General features: G+C 68.7%; 15 protein-coding genes and 1 pseudogene. 10 read left to right on the top strand and 6 right to left on the bottom strand.

The features are described 5' to 3' along the window. Positions 1-24: 24 nt before the first annotated feature. Positions 25-393: an STAS domain-containing protein gene (locus tag U9R90_RS15740; protein WP_411057062.1), complete on the bottom strand. Its 369-nt coding sequence runs from the start codon at positions 391-393 to the stop codon at positions 25-27. 353 nt (positions 394-746) lie between these two features. Here U9R90_RS15740 and U9R90_RS15745 point away from each other — a divergent pair, with 353 nt between their 5' ends. From U9R90_RS15745 to U9R90_RS15775, 7 genes are all read left to right on the top strand, one after another. Continuing rightward, complete coding sequence (locus tag U9R90_RS15745) at positions 747-1,508, top strand: ANTAR domain-containing response regulator (RefSeq protein ID WP_411057063.1); 762 nt, start codon at positions 747-749, stop codon at positions 1,506-1,508. A gap of 120 nt (positions 1,509-1,628) precedes the next feature. Continuing rightward, positions 1,629-2,225, top strand: a complete 597-nt coding sequence (locus tag U9R90_RS15750) for an SseB family protein (protein WP_411057064.1) — start codon at positions 1,629-1,631, stop codon at positions 2,223-2,225. Further along, a complete protein-coding gene (locus U9R90_RS15755; RefSeq protein ID WP_411057065.1) occupies positions 2,222-2,869 on the top strand; it encodes a hypothetical protein in 648 nt (215 codons plus the stop codon). The genes U9R90_RS15750 and U9R90_RS15755 overlap by 4 nt, the downstream gene beginning before the upstream one ends. Beyond that, positions 2,869-7,581 (top strand): putative T7SS-secreted protein, encoded by a 4,713-nt coding sequence (locus tag U9R90_RS15760; protein ID WP_411057066.1) that lies wholly within the window; start codon positions 2,869-2,871, stop codon positions 7,579-7,581. The genes U9R90_RS15755 and U9R90_RS15760 overlap by 1 nt, the downstream gene beginning before the upstream one ends. A 16-nt stretch (positions 7,582-7,597) precedes the next feature. Next, entirely contained in the window at positions 7,598-8,101 is a 504-nt protein-coding gene (locus U9R90_RS15765) for a S1 RNA-binding domain-containing protein (protein WP_411057067.1), read from the top strand. A gap of 234 nt (positions 8,102-8,335) precedes the next feature. Next, positions 8,336-8,491 (top strand): hypothetical protein, encoded by a 156-nt coding sequence (locus tag U9R90_RS15770; RefSeq protein WP_411057068.1) that lies wholly within the window; start codon positions 8,336-8,338, stop codon positions 8,489-8,491. A 125-nt stretch (positions 8,492-8,616) separates the two neighbouring features. Continuing rightward, on the top strand, positions 8,617-9,150 hold the full coding sequence (locus tag U9R90_RS15775) for an SMI1/KNR4 family protein (RefSeq protein ID WP_411057069.1): 534 nt from the start codon (positions 8,617-8,619) through the stop codon (positions 9,148-9,150). Between the two features lie 511 nt (positions 9,151-9,661). Here U9R90_RS15775 and U9R90_RS15780 read toward each other — a convergent pair. Beyond that, positions 9,662-9,946: a type II toxin-antitoxin system prevent-host-death family antitoxin gene (locus tag U9R90_RS15780; protein WP_411057070.1), complete on the bottom strand. Its 285-nt coding sequence runs from the start codon at positions 9,944-9,946 to the stop codon at positions 9,662-9,664. Between the two features lie 134 nt (positions 9,947-10,080). Here U9R90_RS15780 and U9R90_RS15785 point away from each other — a divergent pair. Next, a pseudogene (locus U9R90_RS15785) lies at positions 10,081-10,209 on the top strand (diacylglycerol kinase); the annotation flags it as partial. A 70-nt stretch (positions 10,210-10,279) separates the two neighbouring features. Beyond that, positions 10,280-11,485, top strand: a complete 1,206-nt coding sequence (locus U9R90_RS15790) for a cytochrome P450 (protein WP_411057071.1) — start codon at positions 10,280-10,282, stop codon at positions 11,483-11,485. 1 nt (position 11,486) lies between these two features. Here the strand turns inward: U9R90_RS15790 and U9R90_RS15795 are convergent, their stop codons facing one another. Next, positions 11,487-13,142 carry an ABC transporter permease gene (locus tag U9R90_RS15795; protein WP_411057072.1) on the bottom strand — a complete coding sequence of 552 codons (1,656 nt, stop codon included), beginning with the start codon at positions 13,140-13,142 and terminating at the stop codon, positions 11,487-11,489. Continuing rightward, positions 13,139-14,074 (bottom strand): ATP-binding cassette domain-containing protein, encoded by a 936-nt coding sequence (locus tag U9R90_RS15800; protein WP_411057073.1) that lies wholly within the window; start codon positions 14,072-14,074, stop codon positions 13,139-13,141. Before U9R90_RS15800 ends, U9R90_RS15795 begins: the two co-directional genes overlap by 4 nt. Positions 14,075-14,195: 121 nt before the next feature. On the opposite strand from U9R90_RS15800, the gene U9R90_RS15805 reads away from it, so the two are divergent. Further along, positions 14,196-14,696: a GbsR/MarR family transcriptional regulator gene (locus tag U9R90_RS15805; RefSeq protein WP_411057074.1), complete on the top strand. Its 501-nt coding sequence runs from the start codon at positions 14,196-14,198 to the stop codon at positions 14,694-14,696. A 45-nt stretch (positions 14,697-14,741) separates the two neighbouring features. Here U9R90_RS15805 and U9R90_RS15810 read toward each other — a convergent pair whose 3' ends face one another. Next, positions 14,742-15,398 (bottom strand): response regulator, encoded by a 657-nt coding sequence (locus U9R90_RS15810; RefSeq protein ID WP_411057075.1) that lies wholly within the window; start codon positions 15,396-15,398, stop codon positions 14,742-14,744. Continuing rightward, positions 15,395-16,795, bottom strand: a complete 1,401-nt coding sequence (locus U9R90_RS15815; protein WP_411057076.1) for a sensor histidine kinase — start codon at positions 16,793-16,795, stop codon at positions 15,395-15,397. The genes U9R90_RS15810 and U9R90_RS15815 overlap by 4 nt, the downstream gene beginning before the upstream one ends. Positions 16,796-16,816 lie beyond the last annotated feature (21 nt).

Here is a 16,816-nt window from a genome sequence, read left to right on the forward strand (position 1 = left end):
CCGGCTCCGCCCCGGCCCCTGCCCTCAGGCCGCGGCCAGGCCGGGTGGGGGTCGGTTGTCGTCGTCCCCGCCCGAACGGGACTGCCCAGGAAGGCAGTCGACGAAGGCGAAGGTGTACTCCAGTCCGGTGATCCGGAACAGCCGCATGACCCGCGGGGCCCCTCGCACGACCCGCAGCTCGCCGCCGCGGCAGGCGACATGGTCCCGCACCCTGACCAGCAGCCGTAAGCCGCCCGCGTCCATGAAGGACACTCGGGTCAGATCGACGATCAGGTCTGCCGCCTGATGTGCGGTCAGGGCCTCGATACGCGGCGTCAGTTCCGCGGTCGCCAGGAAGTCGATCTCCCCATGCAGCTCAAGTACGGCCGCTTCCCCCAGAATTCGTTCCCGCATGCCAAAGGCGTCGTCGTCGACGTACAAGGCGGACCCCCAGTGCCGTACTCGCTGCGATGTCACCGGGGTCCAGGGCAACGCCACTCGTCTTACACCACTATCATCCCGCCGCGCTAGCCGTTCTTAACCAATTGAGCGAACCCGTTTCGATAACGAACAACTCCGGCAGACCGCATACGTCTGCGTCATATGTCTGAACCTGGCAAGTCCGGAATCATCCCCAACGGCTGACGCCCTGTAGTGACAGGACGCCTCTCTGTGGTTACCTGCTGAGAGGCGGCTGTCGAGCGCATTCGGCAGCCGCCCACCTGTCCACCCAACCGCCCAGCCACCCCCCAGGCTCAGGACGTTCGATGTGTACCGACCGCTCTCTCCCCCCGCGATACCCCGAGGCGCTGTCTCTGCTCGCCCTGACCGACGCGCCGGTACGCGGCGAGGATGACGCCCGATTCCTGCGGCGGCTCACTCAGTGCGTGATGGTTGTACCGCATGTTCAGGCCGCCGCCTGCAGTCTCAGCGGCACTCCCGACCGGCCCCGGCAGATCGCCGCTTCCAACGATTCCGCCTGCAAACTGGAGCGCGCCCAGGCCGAGTTGGGCGAGGGCCCCTGCCACGACACCTGGCGCACCAGCACACCGCTGACCGACATCCCGATGGCCCACCCGCACACCCACACCCGCTGGCCCCGCTTCAGCCGGCGCGCCCTGGAAGCGGGTTTCACCGCCGTCACGGCACTCCCGATCCGGCAGGGGGACCGCGCCATCGGCTCGCTCATCCTCTACCACCAGCGCGGCTCGCTGCACCCGGAGGAGGTCCGCTGGTGCCGCGCGCTGGCCACCGCCGCGGCCGTCGGCCTGGCCCACCGCAAGGCGCTGGACCACGCGCTGACCCGAGGCAGGCAGCTGCAGACCGCGCTGGACAGCAGAGTCGTCATCGAGCAGGCCAAGGGCATCCTGACCGAGCGGCTGAACTGCAGCGTGGACGACGCGTTCACGCTACTGCGCCACCACGCCCGCAGAAACCAGATCAAGCTCACCGATCTCGCCCGCCAGATCGTGGACAGCCCACCCACCGAGGGGCCGTTCCCCCGGCCCGCCCAGAGCTGCGCGCGCTGAGCCAGCTTCCGGGTGGCCGCCGCAGGCGTTGGCCGGGATCACCGTGACGACTGGCCCATGTGGCAGGAATCGCCCTTTTGTTCGTTGCTCGTGGGAATGTGCGCGTGACAGCATGCGGCGGTGACTGAGCACGGGGACGACATACCGAAGGCTCGCCGTTCGAGGCTGGCCGATCTGGCTGATCTGGCCGACGCACCGGCGCCTGCCGCACCCACTGAGCAACCGTCGGATGCACCGGCCGCAGCCATGCAGACGACTGCACCGACCGCGACACCGGTTGACGAACTAACCGCCGCAAGGCGGGAGTTTGCGCGATTGCTGGGAGAGTTCCGGCGGACGGCGGTGCTGGTGCCGTTTGACGCGCACGACTCTCTGTGGACGGCGGATTTCAGCGGTGTGCGGTGGATCTGCGCGTTCTCGGACGAGGAGGCGCTGGCCCGCTTCGCGGTCGCGCAGGGGGACGCGGGGCGGGAGTGGACGTACCGCACGATCCTGGGTGCGCGGTTGCTGGATGTGATGGTGCCGATGCTGCCGGGGCCGGCGGGGGTGGCGCTGGACGCGGGCAGCGAGGACGGCGTGGTGTTCCCGCCGGTGGCGGGGATCGTGCCGGACGAGGTCGCGGTGGATCTCGGGGAGCAGCCACGACACGGGCCGTACGGAACGAACGGCGAGCACGGGGCGTACGGAACGCACGGCGAGCACGGGGGAACGGAATGACGGAGAGCAACGCGGATATCCATCTGCCGCCGGGGGCGCTCGCGGACATCGCGAAGGGCATCAACCTGGCGCACTCAGAGTTGAAGGACCTCGGCATGATCGGCGAGGCGTCGGTCGGCCGCGGGTTCTCGGAACTGGGGTTGTCGGGTCTGGAGTTGGGGCACAGCGGGCTGGCGTCGGAGTTCGGGACGTTCTGCGACCGGTGGGAGTGGGGCGTTCAGGCGCTCTCCCTGAAGGGCAACGTGGTGGCCCAGGCGCTCGGGTTGTCGGTGGGAGCGTTCGCGGAGCAGGAGCAGTACGTCAAGGATTCGCTGAAGATCGTGGTCAATTCCGCCAACGGCAATCCGCACCTGTCCGAGGACGAGGTCAAGAAGATGAGCTGGGACGCGATCCGCGACCAGCACACGTGGGACAACCCGGACTGGAGCCCGGAGTCGTTCAAGGAGGCCAACCAAGAGATCAAGCAGACCTGGAAGAACACCGCGTACGACGTCGAGGACTCCTTGCTCGACTCGATGGAGCGCTCGGGGGTGCTGGACCCGAGGGCGCGTGACGGGATAGACGAGCAGCTCAAGGAAACCCTGGACCCCGACCAGGCGACGATCGACCAGGCCGAGCAGCCGCGGTGGGGGGAGAGCCGCTGATGCCGGACTTCGGAGTGGTCGGCGATCTTGTGGGCAAGGGCGTCGACAAGGCGGTCGACACAGTCGACAAGGGCATCGACAAAGGCAAGGAAGTCCTGGGCGAAGGCGTCGACTATGTCACCGACAAGACCGGGCAGGGCCTGCGGCACTACGGTCAGGACGCGTTGGCCGAGGTCGTCGAGGACTGGGGCGACGAGACCGCGTCCTCGCTCGGGGCCGAGGTCAGTGAGAAGCAGCTCGGGCAGACCGAGGAAGCGAACGAGCTGGTCCACGGCAACCCGGAGAAGATCGCCGCCACGGTGAAGAACCTGCGGGACTTCCACAAGGCGTTCGACCTGGTCGGCGGCGGGCTGAGGAAGCTCGACGGGGGTCACTGGAAGGGCGAGGCGGCCGGGACGTTCCGCAAGAAGTTCAAGCCGCTTCCGAAGGACTGGCTGCGGGCCGCGGACGCGTGCGAGGACGCGGCCAAGGCGCTGGAGACGTACTCCAAGGCCGTGGTCAGCGCGCAGGGCAAGGCACGGGAGGCGATCGCCCTCTACAAGGAGGGCGAGAGCGACTCCCGGACGGCCGAGAAGGCGTACAACAAGAAGGTCGTCGCCTACAACGCGGCTCGGAACAGCGACAGTCCGCTGCCGGATCCGGGGGAGTTCTCCGACCCGGGCCCGGCCAAGGCCAAGCGGGCCAGAGCGCGCGAGATCCTCGCCGACGCCCGTAAGGCGCGCAACGAGGCCGCGAAAGCCGCGAAGACGGCCGTCACGGCGGCGATGGCGCACGCGCCGGAGGAACCCACCGGCCGGGCCAAGCTGAAGGCCGAGTTCGAGAGCTGGGCAGTCGCGACCAACGTGGAGGGCATGCACCTGCTCGGCGGCGCGGCCAAGGGCACGGCGGGCCTGCTCAACTTCGTCCGGACGGTCAACCCGACGGACCCGTACAACCTGACCCACCCCGCCGAGTACGCCAAGGGCGTCAACACGACGCTCGCCGGCCTCGCCTCCACCGTCGCCAACCCGGACCGCGCCCTCAAGAGCGCCTGGGACGCGGCCAAGGGCGACCCCTCCGAGTTCCTCGGCCGCCTGATCCCCGAACTTTTCGGCACCAAGGGAACGGGCCTCGCACGCGGCGGGCTGCGCGCGGGGATGAACAACGCCCTCCGGCACACGGGCACGGACGCCGCTGAGAGCGCGGCACAGCGGGCCGCCAACACCGATCCGCCGCAGTACTCCCGGCAGAAGGTCGAGAGCGGGAACACGGACCCGATCGACCTCGCCACCGGCGTGATGTACCTGCCGCAGACGGACATCGCCCTGCCCGGCACGCTTCCTGTCGTCTTCCGCCGCCGGGTCGCCTCCAACTACCGTGCCGGGCGGTGGTTCGGCCCCTCCTGGTCCTCCACCGCGGACCAGCGGCTGGAGATCGGCCCCGAGGGCGTCGTGTTCGTGTGCGAGGACGGCCTGCTGCTGCGCTACCCGCACCCCGCGCCCGGCGTCCCCGTCATGCCGAGCCACGGCCCGCGCTGGCCCCTGGACCGCAGCCCCGACGGTGACTACACCGTCACCGACCCGGACACCGGCCGCGTGTCCCATTTCACCCCGCACGACGCGGTCGTAGCGCTCCTCGCACAGATCGACGACCGCAACGGCAACTGGATCACCTTCGAGTACGACGAGTCTGGAGCCCCGGCCTCGATCAACCACCAGGGCGGCTACCACCTGAAGTTCACGACCGCCGAGGGCCGCATCACCGCCCTGCACCTGGCGGGCGCGGCCCCGGAAGGCTCCGACCAGGAGATCCTGCGCTACGCCTACACCGACGGCCACCTCACCTCGGTCACCAACTCCTCCGGTTTGCCACTGCAGTTCATGTACGACGAGCGCGGCCGCGTCACCTCTTGGACGGACAGCAACGGCAGCGCGTACACGTACGAGTACGACGACCAGGACCGGTGCGTCGCGGAGGGCGGCGCGGCGGGCCATATGACCCTGGGCCTCGACTACACGAACGCCGACCCGGAGACCGGGCTGCGGGTCACCACCGCGACGACCGCCGACGGCGCGGTCCGCCGGTACGTCGTGAACGACGTCCACCAGGTCGTCCAGGAGACCGACCCGCTCGGCGCCGTCACCCGCTACGAGCACGACCGCTACAACCGGCTGCTGCACTGGACCGATCCCCTCGGTCGCACGGCCCGTTTCGAGTACGACGCGTCCGGCCGCCTGACCACGGTCGTACGGCCCGACGGCCGCGAGGCGACAGCGGAGTACAACCCCCTCGGTCTCCCGGTCCGCGTGGTCGACCCCGACCGGACCTCCGTCCGGCAGGAGTACGACGAGCGGGGCAACCGCATCAGCGTGACCGCCCCCTCCGGGGCCGTCACCCGCTACACCTACAACGAGGCCGGTCACCTCACAGCCGTGACCGACGCACTCGGCCACACCACCCACATCCGCAGCAACCCGGCTGGTCTGCCCGTCGCCGTCACCGACCCACTGGGGGCGACCACCCGGATCAAGCGCGACGCCTTCGGCCGCGCGGTCACCCTGACCGACCCGCTCGGCGCGGTCACCCGCCTGGAATGGACACCGGAGGGCAAGCTCGCCCGCCGAGTCGAGGCCGACGGCAGCGAGCAGTCGTGGACGTATGACGGCGAGGGGAACTGCCTCACCCACACCGACCCGATGGGCGCGGTCTCCCGCTTCGAATACACCCACTTCGACCTGCTGAGCGCCCGCACCGGCCCGGACGGCGTGCGCTACGAGTTCGCCCACGACCACGAGCTGCGCCTCACCCAGGTCCGCAATCCGCAGGGCCTGACCTGGGCCTACAGATACGACGCGGCCGGACACCTCCTATCCGAGACGGACTTCGACAACCGGACCCTGACCTACGAGCGGGACACGGCAGGCCGCCTGGCCTCCCGCACCGACGCGCTCGGCCAGACCACCCGCTACGAGCGCGACGAACTGGACCGCATCGTCCGCAAGGACGCCGCCGGGACCGTCACGACGTTCGCGTACGACTTCACCGACCAACTCGCGGAAGCCGTCAACCCGGACGCCGCGATCACGTACCTCCGCGACCGGTACGGCCGCCTCAAGTCCGAGACCGTCAACGGTCGCACGATGTCGTACGAGTACGACGCGCTCGGCCGCCGGGTCGGCCGCACGACCCCCACGGGCGCGGTCAGCACGTGGACCTACGACGCCGCAGGGCGCCGGGAGTCGCTCACCACCTCCGGCCGCACCCTCACCTTCGAACACAACGCGGCAGGCCAGGAGACCACCCGCCACATTGGTGACACGGTCACCCTGGCGTCCCAGTACGACCCTCTGGGCCGCCTCACCACCCAACAAGTCACGGGCGCGGGCCGCAGCATCCAGCGCCGCGACTACACCTACCGCGCCGACGGCAACCTCACCGCCCTGGACGATCAGCTCGCGGGCGCGAAAACCTTCGACCTGGACGCGGCCGGCCGGGTGACCGCCGTCCACGCGGCGGGCTGGTCGGAGCGCTACGCCTACGACGAGGCAGGCAACCAGACGGAGGCCTCCTGGCCGACGACCCACCCGGGCCAGGAGGCGGTCGGCACCCGCGACTACACCGGCACGACCATCACCCGCGCGGGCAACATCCGCTACGAACACGATGGTTTGGGCCGCATCACCCTCCGCCAGAAAACCCGCCTGTCCCGCAAACCAGACACCTGGCGCTACGAGTGGGACGCCGAAGACCGCATGCGCTCGGTCACCACCCCGGACGGGACAGTCTGGCGCTACGCCTACGACGCCCTGGGCCGCCGCATCTCCAAACAACGCCTGGCCAACGACGGCACCACAGTCCTGGAACAGGTCACCTTCACCTGGGACGGCACGACGCTGTGCGAGGAGACCACGGAGAGCGAGTCCCTACCGAATCCCGTCGCACTCACATGGGACCACCGGGGCCTGCGTCCATTGGCCCAGACGGAACGCATCCTCGCGGCCGATGCGCCACGAGAGGCGATTGACGAGCGATTCTTCGCCATCGTCACAGATCTCATTGGAACCCCAGAAGAGCTCATTCACGAGAGTGGCGATCTAGCCTGGCGCAAGCACAGCACGCTATGGGGTAAGACGTCATGGGTAGTGAAAAGCTCGAGCTACACCCCTCTTCGCTTTCCCGGCCAATACTTCGACCCAGAAACCGAGCTTCATTATAACTATTTCCGGCATTACGACCCAGATAGCGCCCGATATACGATCTGCGACCCGCTCGGCCTAACCGGCGGGGAGAATCCGGCAGCATACGTATATAATCCGCAGAAGAGAAGCGACCACCTTGGCCTAGCCCCGGATGTATGCCCTGACGAGCCCGTCAAGCTCTATCGAGCTCCACACAAGGGAAACAGGTCTCTCGAGGCAAATGGGCTCGACCCATCCCTGCACCCTGACACGGAGGGCGGCGCGGGAACCGCCTACCTTGGCGACAGCGAAAGGGTCGCACAGAAGTATGCCGACCAGGGAGTCTACGAGGATGGCTATCACGAGTACGTCATGAAGCCAGGGTTCAGGGATGAGTTCCCCGAGCATGCAGATCCTCCATATAAGCGAACACACGACAATAAGGAAGGTGAATTTCAGTGGCTCATCCCGCGGGATGACATATCCCGCTTCAACGCCCTCATTGAAAAGGTGAATTGGATAAATTACTATGGTGGAATCACCTGGAGAGATTGAGGAGGTGCCTCTAGGTATGGGCGCAGATGGCGAGGCGCTGGCGCGTGACTACCCCACGGGTTTGGTCTGCAGGGGGATGGTTACTGCCGTCACTGATTTTGCGGCCTTCGTCGACCTTGATGGAATCGACGCGGTCGTGACTGCAGTAAACATTTCCTGGAATCAATTTGACCGCATTTCGGACGTTGTGCGCGTCGGACAAGAAGTCACGGGATTGGTTCTGAGTGTTGATCCGTACCGAAATCAGGTGTCTCTATCGCTCAAGGAACTCCAGCATGACTCGTTTTTGGACTTCGCGCGAACCCGACTGGGGGCAACGCTCTCTGGGCGGGTTGTCAAAGTTGCGCCAATCGGAATTTTCTTGCGACTTGAAGGGGATGTCTCTGGGTTCCTTCCTGCGTTCGAACTCCAGCGGTACGGGCCAAAAACGGATGTGGGTGACGTGTTGACCGTGGAAGTTAGCCGAATCAATGTGGCAGAGCGCAAGGTTGTGGTCTCGATTCCTGGGCGCGATAAATGATCCCGAGTTGCGGGCGGTTGAAAGCGCTGAGAACAGCAAGCGACGCCTGACATTTCGCCCGGCTTCTCCACCGGAATCTGGCATCCCAGGATTTTTCGTAGACGCCCGTTGAGTGCGACGATCACATCGCACAATCGAAACCCTGATGGAATGCAGATGGGAAGCGCGTTGCGGAACCAGACGAAGGTGACGCCCACGGCATCTGGTAGTGACTTCTTAGATGGGAGGCTAGCGATGAGCCGAACCGTGGACTCCTACCTCATCCTGCTCGCCCACGACGAGGCGTTCACCCGCGGCTGCGGTGACTACTGGGCAGAGGACCGCGCGTCGCTGGATCAGTTCTTCGCCGAGGGGCAATGGGTGGTGGTGTGGCCGCAGGACGATTCCTAACGGAAGATTCTGTCCTGTTCGTATCACCTCGTGTTGGGTAAGCGGGGCCCAGACGGACGCATCGTCAAATGAAGCCAACCTCCCTGCCGTCAGGACTCATTGATCCTCAGAAACAGGACTCCGCCATGACCAGCGCCATTACGCGTCTCTTCGATGTTGCCCCAGCGCCGAGCGAGCCTCGCCAGAAAGATTGGGACGAGGTCGAGCGCAGCCTTGGGGTTGAGCTTCCCGCCGACTACAAGGAGCTCATCCGCGTCTACGGAGGAAGTAACTGGGACGACTATCTGTACGTCCTAGAGCCCGGCTGCCCCAACGAGAACTACGACCTCATCGAATGGGCAGAGTATCAGGCCGAAGACCTGGAAGACCTCTGGGAATTCGAGAAGAAGCCGGCGGAACTGGAGATCGAGGGGTCCCGAGTCATCCCATGGGCGACCACGGACAACGGGGAATTCGTCTACTGGCTTGTTTGGCCAGGCCTTGAGCCGGACCAATGGACCGTCATGGTGAACGAGGCGCGCGGCGGCCGATGGGAGCATTTCCCCGTATCCTGCACACAATTCCTCGCGTCTTCCCTCGATGGAGAGCTGCGGTCGAACATTCTCTCATCCTTGTTCCCCCGCGCTACACATGAATTCCGCCAGCTCGGGGCGATATGACGCCGAGGCGCTCTGTCGGACCCAAGTACTACAGCCTCAGATCTTCGCGAGCCGGGAGCCACCTTCCGCACCCGGGGCCAGAGGGGTCTGGCTTCGTAGCGTGATGTGGCTTTCTTTCTGCCCGGTGAGTGGGGCCCGGTTGGCGTGCGCGTCGACTGTCGCGTCGAGGCGCCGGGTGCGTTTCGACGCGCGTTCCGCGCCCGTTGTTGTGGAGTCGGCCCTTCATGGTGGGTCGAGCACACGGGCACCGGTTGGGGTCAGCGGCTTCAGACAGAACGCCCCACGTGCTCAACGTGAATCGTCTCGGTGTCCTCGTCGATGCGGTACAAGATCCTCCAAGGCCCGCTCCGCAGCCGACGGTGGTACGGCCCCCACGCCGAGGAACCGGCCGCCACAGGCCCCCGCTCCAGCGCATCGCACACATCGAGAATCGCTGCGACCCCAGCCGGATCACCCTTGAGGAACCCAGCGACCTGGTCCGTCGCCTCCGGCTCCCACTCCACCCTCCAGCTCAACGCGGATCCTCCGACAGCCCCGCAGCCTCGATGAACTTCCGACGCGCTTCGTCGTTGCTCACCGGCATCCGCTTCTCGCCACGTGCCCGGCGCAGCTCCAGGCGGGCCAGGGCGAGGGAGTCCTCCAGATCCTCCAGCTCCTCCGGGGAGATGAGGACGGCAGTGGGACGGCCTCGTTCGGTGAGAGTGATGTGCTCGTGCGCGGCAGCCCGGCGGGCCAGATCGCCCAGGCAGGCACGGGCCTCCGTCACGGGGAACACGGTCTGTGGTGTCGTCGCCATTCTCGAACCGTACAGCAGGTGTACGGTTCAGGAGCTCGCCCTGCGCTGCCGACCGCCAGGGGGCGCGTGCCCGCATGCACGTGTGCCGTGGGCGGGGGGGGGGGTTACCACCCCCGCCCCCGCCCCNGGCTCAGGGGCGCGCGGTGACCGTCTCTGGCGCGGACTTCCGGTATCGGGCGGATGCGGTGGTGGCGGGGCCGGTGCGTACGCGTACGTGGACGGTGCGGGCGGGGGCGTGGGGGTTGACGTTGCCTCGCGGGTAGCCGGGGTGCGGTCGGTTCGCCGGAGGGCAACACCCTGCGGGGTCGGCGTGCGAGGGGCTAGCGTCCGGGTATGGACGATGCCTTCGCACCCGACTCGGCCGCGTTCGCCGCGGACCCCTACCCCGCGTACGCCGAGCTCCGTGCCCGCGGTCGCGCCCACTGGTACGAGCCGACCCGCCAGTGGCTCGTGCCGCACCACGCCGATGTGTCGGCTCTGCTCCGTGACCGCCGCCTGGGTCGTACCTATCTGCACCGCTTTACCCACGAGGAGTTCGGCCGTACGCCGCCCCCGCCCGAGCACGAGCCGTTCCATGTGCTCAACGACAACGGTCTGCTCGACCTGGAGGCGCCCGACCACACCCGTATCCGCCGCCTGGTCTCGAAGGCGTTCACGCCGCGCACGGTGGAGCGGCTGCGGCCGTACGTCCAGGAGCTGGCGGCCCAGCTGGTCGGGCGGCTCGTCGCGGACGGCGGGGGCGATCTGATCGAGACGGTCGCCGAACCGCTGCCGGTCGCGGTGATCGCGCAGATGCTGGGGATACCGGAGAGCGACCGGGCGCTGCTCCGGCCCTGGTCGGCGGATATCTGCGGGATGTACGAGCTGAACCCGGCGGAGGAGACCGCCCGGCGCGCCGTGACGGCCTCGGTCGAGTTCTCCGCGTATCTGCGGGAGCTGATCGCCGAGCGGCGCAAGGAGCCGGGCGAGGATCTCGTTTCGGCCCTGATCGCCGCGTACGACTCAGGTGACCGGCTCTCCGAGCAGGAGATGATCTCCACCTGTGTGCTGCTCCTGAACGCGGGGCACGAGGCGACGGTCAACACGACCGGCAACGCCTGGTGGGCGCTGTTCCGCAACCCCGCCCAGCTGGCCGCGCTCCGCGCCGATCCCTCGCTTCTGTCCACAGCTGTGGAAGAGCTGTTGCGCTACGACACTCCGCTGCATCTGTTCGAGCGCTGGGTGCTTGAGGATATGGAGATCGACGGTGTCCGTATCCCCCGCGGCTCGGAGGTGGCGCTTCTTTTCGGTTCTGCCAACCATGACCCCGCGGTCTTCGACCGGCCGGAGGAACTGGACCTCGCCCGTGTCGACAACCCCCATGTGTCCCTGGGTGCGGGCATCCACTACTGCCTGGGCGCCCCGCTGGCCCGCATCGAGCTCGCCGCGTCCTTCGGCGAACTGCTGCGCCAGGCTCCGACGCTGCGGCCCGCCGCGGACCCGGTGCGCAAGAAGGGCTTCGTGATCCGTGGCTTCGATGAGCTGCGGGTTGAGTTGTGAACTACTTCGTCTCCAGGTCGCGGTGGCGGAAGCCCGCGAGGCCCAGCCACACCAGGCCCGCCGCGAGCGCGCTGAGGATCACCAGTGGCGTCCAGTCCAGCTCCGCGGCCGGGAGCTGCGGTACATGGCCGTACGGCGACAGGTTGTTCAGCCAGTCGGGGAACCGGAGCAGCTCCCCCAGGTACCCGACGACGAACGCGTACACCGGTACCACCCACGCCGCCGTGCTCGCCCGCGGGAACCAGCCGAAGATCGTCACCGCGACGCCGACCGTCACCCACACCGCTGGGGCGTAGGCCAGTGCCGCGCCGGTGAGCTTGAGGACGAGACCGCCGTCCGACGCCGACACCGCGCCCGCGAGGCCGAAGCCGAGCCCGGACAGGAGCAGGACCAGCGTGCCGCCCGTCAGGGCCACGGCGAGGTGGCTGCCGACCCAGCGGTCGCGGGACAGGCCAGTGGCGAGCAGGGGCTCGGCGCGGCCCGCGGTCTCCTCGGAGCGCGGGCGCAGCGCGGCCATCACCACGTACACCGCGGCGCCCATCGAGAGCACCACCATGATCATGGAGGCGAAGGACTCGATGATCGTGGCGCCGCCGATCTCCTCCAGGGCGTCCTGTACCTGGTCGATGTCCTTCAGCAGGTCCTCGGCGTCGCCGAGGATCGAGCCGTACATCGCGCCCATCAGGAACAGACCCGTCCCGAAGCCGATCAGCACGCCCCGGTGCAGCCGCAGCGCGAAGCCGAACGGCCGGGTCAGCGCGTCGGACGCCACCGGGCTGCCGCCCCGCGACGGGCGCAGCCCCGCGCCGACGTCCCGCCGGGTGGAGAGGTGGAAGGCCGCGGCCGCGGTGCCGACGGCGAGCGCCAGGCAGAGAGCGAGTGGCCACCAGCGGTTGTCCACGTACGGGTAGGTGCGCTGGATCCAGCCGATCGGGGTCAGCCAGGACAGGGCGCCGCTGCTGCCCGCGTCCCCGGACGCGCGCAGCACGTACGCGGCGCCGATGACGGCGAGTGCCATCCCGGACGCGGCGCGGGTGTGCGCGGTGATCTGCGCTGTGACCGCCGCGACGGCGGCGAAGGTGATGCCGACGGCCGCGTGCGCGAAGCCGTAGAGGAGCGAGCCGCCGGTGTCGATGCCGTCGATGCCCATTCCGGTCAGGCCGAGGGCGAGCAGCAGGGCGAGTGCCAGGTTGGCGAGTACGGCGACGGCCAGCGCGGCGGCCAGGTGCGCGTGCCGCCCGACGACGGTGGAGCGCACCAGCTCGGCGCGGCCGGTCTCCTCCTCGCCGCGGGTGTGCCGGGTGATGATCAGGACGCTCATCAGGCCGACCAGCACGGCCATGAAGCCGAGCATCTGGTGGCTCAGCATCGAGCCGATGTTGTAGTCGTCCAGGTAGTGCCTGGGGCCGTTCAGGGCGAGCCCCGCGGGGCTGTCCATGGTCTCGGCGGCGGAGGCGCGGTCCTCGGCGGTGGTGTAGACGGACGTGAGGCTGCTCGCCGTCCCGACCGTGCCGAGGAACAGCGCGAGGATCCACACGGCGAGCCTGATGCGGTCCCGGCGCAGGTTGAAGCGGATCAGCGTACGGGTCCCGGCCAGCGCGTTGCCGCCCGTGACCGAGCTGCGCGCGGGGGTCTTGGCGGTGGTCGCGGTGCTCATCGGACCGCTCCGTCGCCCTGGGACTCGCCGTGTCCGTTGGCGGCCAGCTCGTCCCCGTAGTGGCGCAGCATCAGCTCTTCGAGCGTCGGCGGGTGGCTGACGAGGCTGCGGATGCCGCACTCGGTGAGCCTGCGGACCACGCCGTCCAGCTGGGCGCCGTCCACGGCGAACCGCACCCGGCCGCCGTCCGCGGTCCGCACCGCGTGGACGCCCGGCATGCTGTCGAGCCCGGTGACCGGGCGCTCGGTCTCGGCCTCGATGGTCGTACGCGTCAGATGGCGCATCTCGCTCAGCGTGCCGGACTGCACGGTCCTGCCGAGTCGGATGATGCTGACGCGGTCGCAGAGCTTCTCGACCTGGGCCAGGATGTGGCTGGAGAGCAGCACGGTCTTCCCGGCCGCCTTGGCCTCGCCGATGATGTCCTGGAAGACGACCTCCATCAGCGGGTCCAGGCCCGCGGTGGGCTCGTCCAGGAGCAGCAGCTCGGCGTCCGACGCGAGCGCGGCGACGATGGCGACCTTCTGCCGGTTGCCCTTCGAGTACGCCCGGCCCTTCTTCGTCGGGTCGAGGTCGAAGCGCTCGATCAGCTCGTCCCGACGGCGCTTGTCGAGTTCACCGCGCAGCCGCGAGAGCAGATCGATGGCCTCGCCGCCGGTCAGGTTCGGCCAGAGCTCCACATCGCCGGGCACGTACGCGAGCCGCCGATGCAGCGCGACCGCCTCGTGCCACGGATCCTTGCCCAGCAACTGAGCAGCGCCGGAGTCGGCGCGCAGCAGCCCGAGCAGAACCCGGATGGTGGTGGATTTTCCCGCGCCGTTGGGCCCCAGGAAGCCGTGTACCTCACCAGTCTCGACCTCAAGGTCGAGACCGTCCAAGGCATGCGTCCGGCCGAACGACTTGTGGAGCCCCGAGACCGTGATTGCCTTCGTCATGCTCAAGAAGCTACGCTTATTTCACAACTTTGTGAAGTTAAAGAACCGTCAAGAGAGACCGTTACGATCGCCACGGGAACGCGGAACGCGGAACGCAGAACGGGGAGAGGCCGAGGTGGCCATGGGCGACATAGAAGAGAACCGGCGGGACGAGCAGGCGGTGGCGGCCTTCATCGAGCGCTTCGCCGCGGAGCTCACCGAGGCCGGGATGCCGCGGATGCCCTCGCGGGTGTTCGCCTGCCTGCTGGTCGAGGAGGGCGGCACCCTCACCTCCGCGGAGCTCGCCGAGCGGCTGCGGATCAGCGCGGCCGCGGTCTCAGGCGCGGTCCGCTATCTCGCTCAGGTCAGCCTGGTCAGCCGCGAGCGGGAGCCCGGCTCCCGCCGCGAGCGGTACCGGCTGCACAACCACGTCTGGTTCGCGTCCATGACCCGCCGCGACCAGCTCCTGGACCGCTGGCAGCGGGTACTCACCGACGGGGTCGACGTCGTCGGCGGCGACACCGACGCGGGGCGGCGCCTCGCGGAGAGCGCGGAGTTCTTCGAGTTCCTGAAGAACGAACTCCAGGACGTGCTCAACCGCTGGAACGCGCGCCTGGCCGCGCGGGCGACGCCCGGCCCGTAGCGGGGGTCAGAAACAGGCTCTCAGGCAGGGGTGACCAGGCGGGCCTCAGGCAGGGGTGACCAGGCGGGCTTCGTACGCGAAGACCGCCGCCTGGGTGCGGTCGCGTAGCCCCAACTTCACCAGGATGCGGCTGACGTGGGTCTTGATGGTGGACTCGGCGACGACCAGGTCCGCGGCGATCTCCGCGTTGGAGCGCCCCTGCGCGATCAGCACCAGAACCTCCGTCTCGCGTTCGGTGAGGTCGCCGTACGCCCCGGCCGGTGGCCGCGCCCGGTCGGCCAGCTGGGCGAACTCCGAGATCAGGCGTTTGGTGACGGTGGGCGCGAGCAGGGCCTCGCCACCGGCCACCACCCGTACGCCGTCGGCCAGTTGGCGGGCCGACGCGTCCTTCAAGAGGAAGCCGGACGCGCCCGCACGCAGCGCCTCGTAGACGTACTCGTCGAGGTCGAAGGTGGTCAGGACCAGCACCTTGGCGTCCGCGTCGGACGCGACGACCGCGCGGGTCGCCTCGATGCCGTTCAGGCCCGGCATCCGGATGTCCATCAGGACGACGTCCGGGTGCAGCGCGGCGACCTGCGTGATGGCCTCGTGGCCGTTCACCGCCTCGCCGACCACCTCGATGTCGGGCATCGCGTTCAGCAGGACCGAGAAGCCCTCGCGGACCATCATCTGGTCGTCGACGATCAGCACTCGGATCGTCATGACGGCTGCTCCTCGCGCGATGCCGCCTGCTCCTCGCGCGCCGGCGCCGGCAGTGGGACGGGGAGGAAGACGGCGACCTCGTAACCGCCGTCGTCCGTCGCCGCCGCGGTCATCTCGCCGTTCAGCATCGAGACGCGCTCGCGCATGCCCGTGATGCCGTGGCCCGCCCCTGGTGAGGGCTTCACCAGGCCGGTCGGCGGGCCGTTGACCACCCGCAGACCGAGCCCCCCGAGTACGTATGAGATCTCCACGGCGGCCACAGCGCCCGGCGCGTGCCGCAGCGAGTTGCTCAGCGCCTCCTGCACGATGCGGTACGCGGACAGCTCCACCCCGGGCGGCAGCTCGCGCACCGCCCCGGTGACGGTCTTGGAGACGGTCAGCCCCGCGTCGCGGACGTTGCCCAGCAGGCCGTCCAGGTCCGCGAGGGTGGGCTGGGGTGCGTCCGGCGCCTCGTAGTCCGCAGCCCGTACGACGCCGAGCACCCGGCGCAGTTCGGTCAGCGCGGCCACCGCGTTCTCGCGGATCGTGGCGAAGGCGCGCTCCAGCTCGGGCGGCGGGTTCTCGACGCGGTAGGGCGCGGCCTCCGCCTGGATGGCGACGACCGACATGTGGTGCGCGACCACGTCGTGCAGCTCGCGGGCGATGTTCGTGCGCTCTTCGAGGAGGGTGCGCTTGGAGCGCTCGACGAGGGTCACCTCCTCCTTGGCGACGACCTCGCGTTCCTTGACGGCGACCTCGTGGCGGGCGGACGTCCAGCCGCGTACGGAGACGGCTGCGGCGAGGGTGAGGGCGGAGAGCAGGCCCATCGCCACCACCACGTGCGACCCGTCGTTGAAGCCCCGGGTGGCGACGATGCCGAAGATCACCGTCAGCCCCCACATCTCGGCAGCGACCCGGGGCCGCGACCTGAGCGCCACCTGGGCCAGCACCACCAGGTGGGCGAGGAAGCCGCTGACGGTCCACGGGTAGGCCACGGCACTGCCCGCCAGCACCATGGCTACGAACGTGGTCACGAACGAGAGCCAGAAGGCGGCGACCGGCCGGAAGAGCGTGAGCACCACGGGAGCGGCGGCGAGCACACCGACGAACAGCGCCTCGAAGCCGTCACCCGCTCCAGGAGCGGCCACCGTGCCGATGGCCAGCAGGAAGAACGCTCCCAGCAGCACCGAGGCATGCGGCAGCCACCGCGCGTACGGCCGCAGCCGCGCCGGTATCCAGCGCAGCGGCCCGGCGCCATCGGCCAGCGGCGGCAGGGGCCGCAGCGCGAACGCCCCGGTCAGCAGATCCTCGCGCAGCACGCGGAGGGCTCCGCGCAGGAGCCGGAGCTCGCTGCGCGGGCCGTCCGCGCCCGACGCGGCCGGGGTCTGGACTGTCTCGTTCGCGGCTGTCTCGTTCACGCTACGAACGGTAGGCGGCGC

It is taken from the genome of Streptomyces sp. E11-3, assembly GCF_046540415.1.
Lineage (GTDB): Bacteria > Actinomycetota > Actinomycetes > Streptomycetales > Streptomycetaceae > Streptomyces.

Bases quoted from the DNA above. Each gene is read 5' to 3' on its own strand.
- U9R90_RS15740 (WP_411057062.1), bottom strand. From the start codon at position 393: ATGCGGGAACGAATTCTGGGGGAAGCGGCCGTACTTGAGCTGCATGGG.
- U9R90_RS15745 (WP_411057063.1), top strand. From the start codon at position 747: ATGTGTACCGACCGCTCTCTCCCCCCGCGATACCCCGAGGCGCTGTCT.
- U9R90_RS15755 (WP_411057065.1), top strand. From the start codon at position 2,222: ATGACGGAGAGCAACGCGGATATCCATCTGCCGCCGGGGGCGCTCGCG.
- U9R90_RS15760 (WP_411057066.1), top strand. From the start codon at position 2,869: ATGCCGGACTTCGGAGTGGTCGGCGATCTTGTGGGCAAGGGCGTCGAC.
- U9R90_RS15765 (WP_411057067.1), top strand. From the start codon at position 7,598: ATGGGCGCAGATGGCGAGGCGCTGGCGCGTGACTACCCCACGGGTTTG.
- U9R90_RS15770 (WP_411057068.1), top strand. From the start codon at position 8,336: ATGAGCCGAACCGTGGACTCCTACCTCATCCTGCTCGCCCACGACGAG.
- U9R90_RS15775 (WP_411057069.1), top strand. From the start codon at position 8,617: ATGACCAGCGCCATTACGCGTCTCTTCGATGTTGCCCCAGCGCCGAGC.
- U9R90_RS15780 (WP_411057070.1), bottom strand. From the start codon at position 9,946: ATGGCGACGACACCACAGACCGTGTTCCCCGTGACGGAGGCCCGTGCC.
- U9R90_RS15790 (WP_411057071.1), top strand. From the start codon at position 10,280: ATGGACGATGCCTTCGCACCCGACTCGGCCGCGTTCGCCGCGGACCCC.
- U9R90_RS15795 (WP_411057072.1), bottom strand. From the start codon at position 13,142: ATGAGCACCGCGACCACCGCCAAGACCCCCGCGCGCAGCTCGGTCACG.
- U9R90_RS15800 (WP_411057073.1), bottom strand. From the start codon at position 14,074: ATGACGAAGGCAATCACGGTCTCGGGGCTCCACAAGTCGTTCGGCCGG.
- U9R90_RS15805 (WP_411057074.1), top strand. From the start codon at position 14,196: ATGGGCGACATAGAAGAGAACCGGCGGGACGAGCAGGCGGTGGCGGCC.
- U9R90_RS15810 (WP_411057075.1), bottom strand. From the start codon at position 15,398: ATGACGATCCGAGTGCTGATCGTCGACGACCAGATGATGGTCCGCGAG.